The sequence below is a fragment of the Alteromonas sp. 1_MG-2023 genome, from assembly GCF_030547075.1.
Taxonomy (GTDB): Bacteria; Pseudomonadota; Gammaproteobacteria; order Enterobacterales; family Alteromonadaceae; genus Alteromonas.
Genome location: NZ_JAUOQH010000047.1, coordinates 1 through 898, shown reverse-complemented (window position 1 = coordinate 898; position 898 = coordinate 1). Strand labels below are relative to the sequence as shown.

The window sequence follows — 898 nt, the reverse complement described above, 5'->3', positions numbered from 1 at the left end:
GTTAGGCGTCATTTACTTACAGCTTAAAAAAGTGGGTTCAGTCGTGACATTCCAGCATTAAGGTTGTTTCACTAGGTTGTCTTGGCAGCTGGCTTTTGAGGCAGTTTAAACGGCTCTAGCAACGCGCTTTAATCAATATTGCGACGCCAACATTCGGCACTGCAAGTTGTCTCAACTCGCTCATTTATCCAGCATTGCTGTTTACATCTGGCATTTCGCACAGGGTTGTTTTATCTTAAATTCAATAATCTAAACACGCGGTCTATTTGGGCAAGCGTTAGCAGCAAAGCTGCGTACTCTCAGTTGTACGCCTAACAAAACGCTGTTGGCACTCCCTTCGGTCGCTGGGACGCATACACGGGGCCGCTTCGCGATTATAGCCCCGCGTATGCGCCCCAAAGCTCAAAGTTAGCAGTCAGGTCTTAGGATTTAGTTAAATGGAATTTTTTGAAGAAGTAATATATGAAATGTACGGTTTTACTTTACTGGAGTTTCTTTTTTACGCCTTAGATGCTTTCGTCATCTGTGCTTGTTTCATCGCTTTGTTAGTAAGCTCAATTAAATTAAATCGTCGTATTAATTCCAAAGAGTCTCGCCTGTTTGTCTATTCTTGCGTAGCTGTACTGGTTCTGAGTATCCTATCAGGCGTCGTATCAGAATATAGCTATCAGCATAACGATACTTTGTCTTTAACAGAGTTGTTAGTGGTTTACTCCCCAACAGCCGCTGTCGTATTACTTACTATTAGTCTTCTTAGATTATTAAAAAGCTTAAGTGGCGGTTTAAGCAATGACTGCTAACAAAAAAATTATGTCGCCCGCAGGCGGGCTGGGACACAAACAGTCAGGCGGCTTCGCCATTATAGCCTGCCTGTCTGTGCCCCATATTTAGGTGTTAG

The 898-nt window shown here is 43.2% G+C and carries 1 protein-coding gene; it reads left to right on the top strand.

The features are described 5' to 3' along the window. Positions 1 to 437 precede the first annotated feature (437 nt). Positions 438 to 800 carry a hypothetical protein gene (locus tag Q4561_RS19775; RefSeq protein WP_303462970.1) on the top strand — a complete coding sequence of 121 codons (363 nt, stop codon included), beginning with the start codon at positions 438 to 440 and terminating at the stop codon, positions 798 to 800. Positions 801 to 898 lie beyond the last annotated feature (98 nt).